This is a genomic window from Corallococcus sp. CA041A (assembly GCF_003612075.1).
GTDB classification, from domain to species: Bacteria; Myxococcota; Myxococcia; order Myxococcales; family Myxococcaceae; genus Corallococcus; species Corallococcus exiguus.
Map to the genome: position 1 here is coordinate 68896 of NZ_RAWF01000010.1, position 9080 is coordinate 77975.

The following is a 9080-nucleotide window of genomic DNA, read 5'->3' on the forward strand; positions in this document are numbered from 1 at the left end:
CCCGTGTCGGCCCCGTCGGAACCCGCCTTCGGCATCGTCCTGGTCCCCCCAGGGTCGATGGCTCGAGAACCCCTGAACGCCGCCGCCGAGCGCGCGGGCCTGCGCGTGGTGGACGACCCGGACGACGCCGCCCTGGCGCTGGTGGACCTCACCGCCCCCGGCTGCGGCCCCGCGGTGGTGGAGTTGCTCACGTCCCACAACGGGCCGCACCTCACGCTCCTCGCGGTGGTGTCCCCGGAGCCGCGTGGCTTCGCCGCCGTGGACACGCTGCGCCCCGCGGACATCGTCACCCACCAGAGCCTTCCGCACGAACTCACCTGGCGCCTGCAGCGCGCCGCGGAACGCCACCGCGAGCGTGAGGAGCAGGCCCGCAGCCAGACGGACCTGGCGCTGCTGCTGGAACTCACCGCTGACTACGCGGAGAGCTCCGACGTGGAAGCGCTCCTGCACGGCGTGACGCGGCGTCTGGCGGAGCAGCTGGACATCGCGCGCGCCACGCTGGTGATGGTGGGCGGCGGCGTGGACGAAGGCGTCATCGTCGCCGCCAGCGACGACCCGGGCATGAAGGACCTGCGCATCGACCTGGCGCGCTACCCGGAAATCCGCGAGGTGGTGCGCACCGGCAAGCCCGTGGTCATGCAGGAGGCCGCCACGCACCCGCTGCTGGGCGACCTGGAGCGTCGGGCCGTGGCCGCGCGAGGCATCCACGCCATCGCCGCGCTGCCCCTGCCCATCCGCGGCCAGGTGCGCGGCGTGCTGCTGCTCCGCGCGGCCGGGCGCAGGCGGGCCTTCAGCACCCGTGAAATCGACTTCCTCACCACGGTGGCCCACGCGACGGCGGTGGCGCTGCGGAGCGCGTCGGTGCTCCAGTCCGTGCAGACGGCGCGGCTGGCGGCGGAGGAGAAGGCCGCGTCCTTCAAGCCCTACCAGCTCTTCTTCGCCCACGTGAGCGAGGGCGTGGCCATCCTCGATGACGAGGCCGCCGTGCTGTCGCTCAACCCCGCCGGCGCGCAGATGCTGGACACGACCGCTGGCGAGGCGCGGGGCAAGCACCTGAATCAAATCACCCAGCCGGTGGACGACGGCGTGCTGATGGAGCTGGTGACGTCCGCGTCGCGTGGCGAGGCGCGCATGGGCGTGGACGTGGTGGTGCGCACGCCCGCGGGCCGCTGCCTCACGCTGTCCATGTCCGCGGCGCCGCTGCGCGACGAGGACGCGGCCACCATCCTGTCCTTCCGCGACGTGACGCACGCTCGCAAGCTGGAGGACGAGCTGCGCAACACGAAGGACTTCCTGGAGCGGCTCATCGACTCGTCGGTGGACGCCATCATCGCGGCCGACCTGAAGGGGCGCATCATCCTCTTCAACAAGGGCGCGGAGGCCATGTGCGGCTACACCGCGCAGGAGGCCCAGGAGAAGCTCAACGCGCTCCAGCTCTACCCGCCCGGCGTCGCCCAACGCATCATGGTCCAGCTGCGCGGGCCCGACATGGGCGGCAAGGGCCGGCTGTCACTCACGCGCCAGGAGCTGATGCACCGCTCTGGTGAGCGCGTGCCCGTGAACATGACGGCCTCCATCGTCTACGAGGGCGGCCGCGAGTCCTTCACCGTGGGCATCTTCACGGATCTCCGGGACCGGATGCAGCTGGAGCGCAAGCTGTCCGACGTGGAGACGCGGCTGGAGGAGAGCGAGAAGAACGCCGTCATCGTCGCGCTCGCAGGCACCGCGGCCCACGAACTCAACCAGCCCCTCACCTCCGTGATGGGCTACGCGGAGCTGCTCAAGCGCAAGCTCAAGGAGGAGGACTTCGCCTGGAGGCCGGTGGACATCATCTACCGCGAGGCGGAGCGCATGGCGGAGATCGTCCGGAAGATTGGAAAGATCACCCGCTACGAGACGAAGTCGTACGTGGGGACGCAGCAGATCCTCGACCTCGACAAGGCCAGCTCCCATGAAGAGTGAGGTCCGCGCCGTGCGTCCGTCCGGAAATCTGGCCCCCGACGCCTTCCAGGCCTTCTTCGACGCGCTGGATGAGCCCGCCGCCGTCTGCGACGTGTCCCTGCGCATCGCGGCCGTGAACCCCGCGCTGCGCCGCTTCTGCGCCACGCACGAAATCAGCGTGGACCTGGTGGCCGAGGCCCTGGCGAGCGCCGTCGCGCCGGAGGACGGGCAGTCCCACGAGTTCGACCTCGTGCTCCAGAGCGGCACGTCGCTGGTGCTCACCCTGTCGCGCCGGGCGGACACCGTGGCGGTGCGCGCCCGCGTGGACACCGAAATCATCAGCGGCCGCCTGGTGGTGGCGGAGCGGGCCCTCCTGGAGCAGGCGCGCACCGAAGGCGTGCTCCTGGACCTGGGCCGCAGCGTGGCGGAAGCCGGCGGCGAGGAGGAGCTGGTGGCCGCGGTGGCGCGCGGCGTGAAGGAGCTCTTCCCCGGCCGTTCCTTCTGCATCCGCATCGTGGACGCGCGCACCGGAGGCCTCACGTCGCTCTACGCGGAAGGCCGCCTCAAGGAGGGCGCGCACGAACCGCTGGTCCTCTTCCAGCGCTCGGTGGAGAAGACCAACCTCACGCTGACGGCGCTGCCCCAGGGGCGGGTGACCATCTCCGAAGAGGTGCCGCTGCTCTTCCACGGCAGCACCCGCGCGGTAAGCGCCCCGCTGGTCGCGAGCGGCCAGCTCTTCGGCGCCATCAACATGGAGTACCCGGAGGGCCTGGACGCGGACCCCGCGCACGACGAGCGCGTGCTGCTCCAGTTGGCCAGCCAGGTCGCCGTCGCGGTGAAGAACGCGAAGCTCATCGACGAGCTGACGTTCGTGCGCAAGTACCTGGAGGAGCTGCTGGAGAAGGCCAACGCGCTCATCCTGGTGGTGAACCGGGACAAGCAGGTGGTGGTCTTCAATCAGGCGCTGAGCGCGCTCACCGGCCTCACCAAGGATCAGGTGCTGGGGCGGGATTTGTCCTCGCTGGTGGCGGACAGCGAGCAGCTGCGGCTGGCGCCCGTGCTGGCGGCGGCCATGCGCGGCGAGTCCGTGAACAACTTCGAGACGCGCCTGCTCACCCGCGACGGCGGCGAGGTGCGCGTGTCCTTCGCCACCTCCTCCATGCAAACCCAGCCGGGTGAGGTGGAGGGCGTCATCGCCATCGGCCAGGACGTCACGGTGGTGAAGGAGCTGGAGAAGCGCATCATCCACGCGGAGAAGCTGGCCTCCATCGGGCAGCTCGCGGCCAGCGTGGTGCATGAAATCAACAACCCGATGACGGCGGTGGCCACCTACGCGGACGCGCTGCTCCAGCGCTCGCGGATGACGCCGGGCGCGAACCCCGCGGACCAGGAGAAGCTGAAGAAGATCCTGGAGAGCAGCCACCGCATCCTGCGCTTCACCCGCGACCTGGTGAGCTACGCGCGGCCCGCGCAGGACCGGCCGGAGCGCGTGTCACTCAACGCCGTCGTGGACATGGCGGTGGGCTTCTGCGAGCACGTCGTCTCCCAGGCCCGCGTCAGCGTGCAGCGCGAATACGCGAGCGACGTGCCGCCCCTGGCCGCCGTGCGCGCCAACCTGGTGCAGGTTTTCGTCAACCTCATCACCAACGCCTGCCACGCCATGCAGCCCGGCGGGCTGGTGTACCTGTCCACGCTTCAGGAGGGCCCGGAGGCGGTGGTGCGCGTGCGCGACACCGGCACCGGCATCGAGCAGCGCAACCTGTCGCGCATCTTCGAGCCCTTCTTCACCACCAAGCCCGAAGGGCGCGGCACCGGCCTGGGCCTGTCCATCTGCCAGGGCATCGTGGAGAACCACGGCGGACGCCTCACCGTGGAGAGCACACTGGGGCAGGGCACCACCTTCACGGTGCGGCTGCCCCTGGCCGCGGATTGAGCGCGAGCGGTGCGGGGCGCTTCAGCCCTCGCCGCCCTCGTCGTCCAGCTCGCGCCGGAACTCCTCGTTCGTGAGCAGGCCCTTGCGCGCCATGATGCGCATCAGCGCCCAGAAGCGGCGCTCCAATTCCTCCAGCCGGTCCGGCTCCTCGCGCGCCGCCTGGCCGAAGAGGTAGTCCAGGTCGTCCAGCACGCCGCCCCCGCCGGACGCCGGAGCCCGCGGCTTGCCCTTGTCCACCGCGCCGCCGCGCTTGCGCTTCGCCTGCTCCTCTCGCTCGCGGATGAGGTCCGCCAGCGACGTGCGCTGCGTCTTCTCCGACGCGGGCAGCTCCTCGCCGACGATGACCTCCTCGTCGTCGTCCACCACCGCCGGACGCGAGGGCGCCGGAGCGGCCCTTGCAGGCGGACGCGCCGGAGCGGGGCGGGGACCCGTGGCCACGGGGACCTTGTGGTAGTAGCGCAGGATGGCGCCGCGCACCGCGGACAGCGCCGTCACCCGGCCGCTGACCTTCAGTCCGCTGGTGAACTCAATCTCTTCAATGGCTGTGATGTTCAGCGGATCCGCCATGGCCACCACCAGCTGGCGCTTGCCGCCCACGCTCTCCAACGCGTAGGGGAACAGGTCGTGCTGTTCGCAGAAGCGCGCGCGCAGCAGGTGCACCGCCGCCCAGTCCGGGGTGATCGCCGCCAGGTCCACCTGCGGCATCCCCAGCGCCTCGCTCAGCGCCTGCGCGAGCGTGGCCTCCGTGATGGCGCCCTGACCGATGAGCGTCACGCCCAACCGCTGCCGCGTCTGCCGCTGCGCCGCGAGCCCCGCCTCCAACTGCTCCGGGGTGATCGCGCCGCGCTCCACGAGCAGCTCACCAATGCGCTTCCTGGCCATGGTTTCCCCGCCTAACACGTCACCCGAAGGTGCCCAAATCGCTGGCACGCCTGTTGCGCAAGCCGCTGGAAAGGGCCTGGTACTTGCCCTGTGGAGCGACTTGGCAAGCCGCGAGCCAACGCAAAATTCCTGTGAGATTTCAGTAACTAACGCTGAGGGTGCCTGCCTTGACACGCCTGGGAGCGGTTCCTAGACTCGGCGCCACCGTGATCCAAAATTCCTGCTGCTGACCTGGGTGGATGTCCACCCGGCCGGTAGCAGTGCGGAACGGCTCGCAAGCGCGCGCCGCGCCGCCCATCTGGAGGCTTTCCGTGATGAACCTGGGGTTTGTAGCCAATCTGTCCGTTCTCGCCAACGCCGGCGGAAGCAATGAGACCTTCCTGCAGGAGCTGGGGCGCCGCTGGGAATCCGGTCAGGCCGGCATGTACCCCATCGCGGTCTGCCTGGTGGTCGCGCTCTCCATCATCATCGAGCGCAGCATCGTCCTGTTCGGCAAGGCCTCCATCAACAAGGAAGGCTTCCTGCGCGGCCTGAAGAAGCACATCTACGCGGGCGACCTGGACAAGGCCATCAACTACGTGGCCGGCCAGAAGAACACGCCGCTGACCAACGTCATCAAGGCCGGTCTGATGAACGTGCCGAAGGGCCAGGACGAGGTCCAGGCGGCGCTCGACGAGGCCAGCCTGCGTGAGACGCCCCGCCTGGAGGCTCGTACGGGCTACCTGGCGATGCTCGGCAACGCGGCGATGCTCGCCGGCCTCCTGGGCACGGTGAACGGTCTCATCACCTGCTTCGAGGCCGTGGCGAACGTGAACCCGGCCGACAAGGCGACCATTCTGGCGAACGGCATCTCGGAAGCCATGAACTGCACGGGCTTCGGTCTGCTCACCGCCATCCCGGCGCTGATCGCCTTCTCCGTGCTGATGGGCCGCACCCAGGGCCTCATCAACGACATCAACGAGACCAGCGTCTCCGTGCTGAACCTCATCGTGGCCAACCGCGACAAGTTCAAGAACCTGAACATCCCCGCGTCCGCCCACGCGCACGCCGAGGAGTAGTCCTCCTCACGGCAGCGCCGGTTTGGAACCGGATGCACCGGCGCGCTGTCTGGTAGCCCCGAAGTGGTGGACCCAGACAGGCGCGTCCGTCCCCAGAGTCTTCTTGAACGTCGTTCGTGCGCGAAGAGCGCGGTAGAGCAGGGAGGTAGTCGCCATGGCCGGCGGAATGGACCTGGGCACCGGTGGGAAGGGTGGCAAGAAGCCGCTCGATACCGCCATCAACATGGTGCCCTTCATCGACCTGATGGCAGTGACCATCAGCTTCCTCATCATGACGGCGGTCTGGACCCAGATTGGCCGTCTCCAGGTGTCGCAGGCCGGCGGGGCCTCCACGGACGAACAGCAGGAGGAGGAGAAGACCAAGACGGTCCAGCTCACCCTCCTGGTGTCCGCCACGGAGATGCGCCTCACCGCCGACCAGAGCTCCTTCGACCCCATTCCCCTCACCCGGGATGACAAGGGCCGGCCGGACCTGACCAAGCTGGTTGCGCGCTTCAAGGAGTTGAAGGCGCAGCTGCCGGACCAGTCCGCCATCACCCTTCAGACCGAGGACCTGGTCCGCTACGAGGACCTGGTCCGCATCATCGACGAGTGCATCGGCTCCGGGTTGCCCCAGGTGTCGGTCTCCGCGGCGATGGGCTAACAGGAGAGCACCCAAGCCATGGGCATCAAGGTTCCCGGTAAGCGGTACGGCAAGCGGCTGGAGCACTCCAAGGTCTTCGGCCACGGCGGTCACGGCAAGAAGAACGGCAACGCGGACCTGCTCATCACCCCGCTCGTCGACATGTTCGTCATCATCGTGCTCTTCCTCATCGCGAACTTCTCCGCGACGGGCGAGGTGCTGATGATGACCAAGGACATCGTCCTTCCCGAAGCAGTCAACGTGAAGGAAGTGGAGATGCACCCGGTGGTGATGGTGTCCAACGACCAGGTCAGCGTGTCGGGCACCATCGTGGGCCGGGTGGAGGACCTCACCAAGGACGAGTACCTCAACATCCCCGCGCTGGAAGAGAAGCTGCGGGACATGAAGAAGCAGTTCGAGGACCTGCACTCCATGGCCGGCGGTGGCGAAACCTTCAAGGGTGACGTCAACATCCAGGCCAACAAGGACGTTCAGTTCAAGGTCATCAAGCGGGTGATGTTCAGCTGCGCCACGGCCGGCTACAACAACATCAACTTCGCCGTCATCCAGGCCGGTGGCGCCGCGGCCGGTGAGAAGACCGCCGCCGCCACCCCGTAACAAAGCTTCGCGGCGGATCCCGGCCGGTTCCGGGATCCGCGCTTTACAAAAGACGCCCTGACCCTGCATGGGTCGGGGCGTTCGCGTTTTTGCAAAGAAAGGCTCTCCGCCGTCATGCGCCTGCGCGCCGTGCTCTTCGACCTGGATGGGACGCTGGTGGACTCGCTGGGGGACATCGCCACGGCGATGAACCAGGCGCTCACGCAGCATGGCCTGCCGCCGCACCCGGAGGCCGCCTACCTGCGCTTCGTGGGAGAGGGCGTGGCGAAGCTCGCGGAGCGGGCCACGGCCAGCGCGCCGGCCGCGCTCCAGGGGCAGGTGCTGGCCACCTACCACGCCTACTACGACACCCACCTGTTCGACCGGACGTGTGCCTACCCGGGCGTGGAGGCCGCGCTCGCGGAGCTGGCGGCGGAAGGCATCCGGCTGGGCGTGCTCAGCAACAAGTCCGACGACTTCGTGAAGCGGCTGGCGGCGCGGCTCCTGCCGGGGGTGACGTTCACGGCCGTGTACGGCGAGCGGCCGGGCATCCCTCGCAAGCCGGACCCCACCGCGGCGCTGGCCCTGGCGGCGGAGCTGGGCGTGGCGCCGGACGCGTGCGGCTTCGTGGGGGACACCTCCGTGGACATGGACACGGCGAAGGCCGCGGGCATGTACGGCGTGGGCGTCACCTGGGGCTTCCGCACGGCGGAGGAGCTGCACGCGCACGGGGCTCGCGCGGTGGTCTCCTCGGCGGGCGAGCTGCTGGCCGCGCTCCGGACCGCGGCCCCCTGAGAAAGCGGAAGGGGCCGCCTCCTTCGCGTGAGCGTAAGGAGAACGGCCCCTGGGTTACCGCAAGGTGGCTTCGTGGATCAGGCGGCCACGGCGAGCTTCGGCTTGGACTGCTCCGCGGCTGCGTCCACCGCGGGCGGGCGGCTCAGCATCTTGAGCATCCGGTAGTGCGACGCCACGGCGCCGCGGAAGGTCTTCGCCTCGATGTAGGGCAGGCCGTGCTCGTGGGCGGTGGCCTGCACGATTTCGCTCAGGGCCGGGTAGTGGATGCTGCACACCTTGGGGAACAGGTGGTGCTCCACCTGGAAGTTGAGCCCGCCCACGTACCAGCTCAGCAGGCGGTTCTTGCGGGCGAAGTTCGCGGTGGTGCGCAGCTGGTGCACCATCCACGCGTCCTCCACCTTGCCCTCCGTGTCCGGCAGGGGGAACTCCGCGTCCTCCACCACGTGGGCCAGCTGGAAGACGATGCCCAGGATGAAGCCCGCCGTCATGTGCATGGCCAGCTGCCCCACCACGAACTGCCACCAGGTCACGTCCAGCACCAGCCACGGAATCACCAGCGTCCAGCCGTAGTACACGGCCTTCATCGCAATCAGGCGGGCCCACTCGGCCGGCGCGTGCTTCTTGTCCTTGTAGGGGCCCAGGTCCTTCTGGAAGAAGTACTTGTAGTCCTTGGCGAACACCCAGAAGACGGTGGTCAGCGAGTAGGCCACGAACGCGTACAGGTGCTGGAAGCGGTGGTACGCCTTCCACTCGCTGTGCGGCGACAGCCGCAGCTGCGGGCTCACCGTCAGGTCCTCGTCCATGCCCTGGATGTTGGTGTAGGTGTGGTGGAGGACGTTGTGGGTGATGCGCCACATGTAGCTGTTCGCGCCAATCAGGTCGAACGCGAGGCCCACCACCGCGTTCGCCCGCGCGTCGTCGCTGTAGGAGCCGTGCACGCCGTCATGGCCGATGCAGAAGCCGATGCCCGCGATGGCCACGCCCATCAGCACCGCCAGGCCCAGCATGCCCCAGGCGTTGAAGTAGCCGCTGAGCAGCAGGCCGTAGACGCCCCCCGTGAAGCCCATGATGGAGAGGGCCTTCACGTACATGGCCTTGTTGGCCCGCTGCGAGAGGTTCCGGGTCTCGAAGTACTCGGAGACGCGCCGCTTCAGGTCCTCCGCGAAGGAGGCATCGCGCTGGCCAAAAGTCACACGGGTCGGGTTTGTCACTGGGAGGGACGCCTCACGAGAGGGGGACGGCGGGGTGGAGC

General features: G+C 68.7%; 8 protein-coding genes. 6 read left to right on the forward strand and 2 right to left on the reverse strand.

Annotation, left to right across the window (positions count from 1 at the left end; all coding sequences use genetic code 11):
• Positions 1–57: 57 nt before the first annotated feature.
• Together D7V77_RS03520 and D7V77_RS03525 are read left to right on the forward strand one after the other, a co-directional pair.
• Positions 58–1962 carry a PAS domain S-box protein gene (locus tag D7V77_RS03520; RefSeq protein ID WP_120574856.1) on the forward strand — a complete coding sequence of 635 codons (1905 nt, stop codon included), beginning with the start codon at positions 58–60 and terminating at the stop codon, positions 1960–1962.
• Positions 1952–3874 carry an ATP-binding protein gene (locus tag D7V77_RS03525; protein ID WP_120574839.1) on the forward strand — a complete coding sequence of 641 codons (1923 nt, stop codon included), beginning with the start codon at positions 1952–1954 and terminating at the stop codon, positions 3872–3874. The genes D7V77_RS03520 and D7V77_RS03525 overlap by 11 nt, the downstream gene beginning before the upstream one ends.
• Positions 3875–3895: 21 nt before the next feature.
• Here the strand turns inward: D7V77_RS03525 and D7V77_RS03530 are convergent, their stop codons facing one another.
• Positions 3896–4756 carry a general secretion pathway protein GspE gene (locus D7V77_RS03530; RefSeq protein ID WP_120574840.1) on the reverse strand — a complete coding sequence of 287 codons (861 nt, stop codon included), beginning with the start codon at positions 4754–4756 and terminating at the stop codon, positions 3896–3898.
• 314 nt (positions 4757–5070) lie between these two features.
• Here D7V77_RS03530 and D7V77_RS03535 point away from each other — a divergent pair, with 314 nt between their 5' ends.
• The 4 genes from D7V77_RS03535 (at position 5071) to D7V77_RS03550 (ending at position 7828) form a co-directional block, all read left to right on the forward strand.
• The gene (locus D7V77_RS03535; protein WP_120574841.1) at positions 5071–5814 is read left to right on the forward strand and encodes a MotA/TolQ/ExbB proton channel family protein; all 744 of its coding nucleotides are present in this window, start codon (positions 5071–5073) and stop codon (positions 5812–5814) included.
• Positions 5815–5968: 154 nt separating this feature from the next.
• Positions 5969–6457 carry a biopolymer transporter ExbD gene (locus D7V77_RS03540; RefSeq protein WP_120574842.1) on the forward strand — a complete coding sequence of 163 codons (489 nt, stop codon included), beginning with the start codon at positions 5969–5971 and terminating at the stop codon, positions 6455–6457.
• Between the two features lie 18 nt (positions 6458–6475).
• On the forward strand, positions 6476–7054 hold the full coding sequence (locus D7V77_RS03545; protein ID WP_120574843.1) for a biopolymer transporter ExbD: 579 nt from the start codon (positions 6476–6478) through the stop codon (positions 7052–7054).
• A 114-nt stretch (positions 7055–7168) separates the two neighbouring features.
• Positions 7169–7828, forward strand: a complete 660-nt coding sequence (locus D7V77_RS03550; RefSeq protein ID WP_120574844.1) for an HAD family hydrolase — start codon at positions 7169–7171, stop codon at positions 7826–7828.
• Between the two features lie 77 nt (positions 7829–7905).
• Here the strand turns inward: D7V77_RS03550 and D7V77_RS03555 are convergent.
• Positions 7906–9080 (reverse strand): acyl-CoA desaturase (locus tag D7V77_RS03555; protein WP_233596661.1); only part of this gene is annotated, 1175 nt, incomplete at its 5' end.

Coding starts and splice junctions, on each gene's coding strand:
- D7V77_RS03520 (WP_120574856.1), top strand. CDS start 58: ATGGCTCGAGAACCCCTGAACGCCGCCGCCGAGCGCGCGGGCCTGCGC.
- D7V77_RS03525 (WP_120574839.1), top strand. CDS start 1,952: ATGAAGAGTGAGGTCCGCGCCGTGCGTCCGTCCGGAAATCTGGCCCCC.
- D7V77_RS03530 (WP_120574840.1), bottom strand. CDS start 4,756: ATGGCCAGGAAGCGCATTGGTGAGCTGCTCGTGGAGCGCGGCGCGATC.
- D7V77_RS03535 (WP_120574841.1), top strand. CDS start 5,071: ATGAACCTGGGGTTTGTAGCCAATCTGTCCGTTCTCGCCAACGCCGGC.
- D7V77_RS03540 (WP_120574842.1), top strand. CDS start 5,969: ATGGCCGGCGGAATGGACCTGGGCACCGGTGGGAAGGGTGGCAAGAAG.
- D7V77_RS03545 (WP_120574843.1), top strand. CDS start 6,476: ATGGGCATCAAGGTTCCCGGTAAGCGGTACGGCAAGCGGCTGGAGCAC.
- D7V77_RS03550 (WP_120574844.1), top strand. CDS start 7,169: ATGCGCCTGCGCGCCGTGCTCTTCGACCTGGATGGGACGCTGGTGGAC.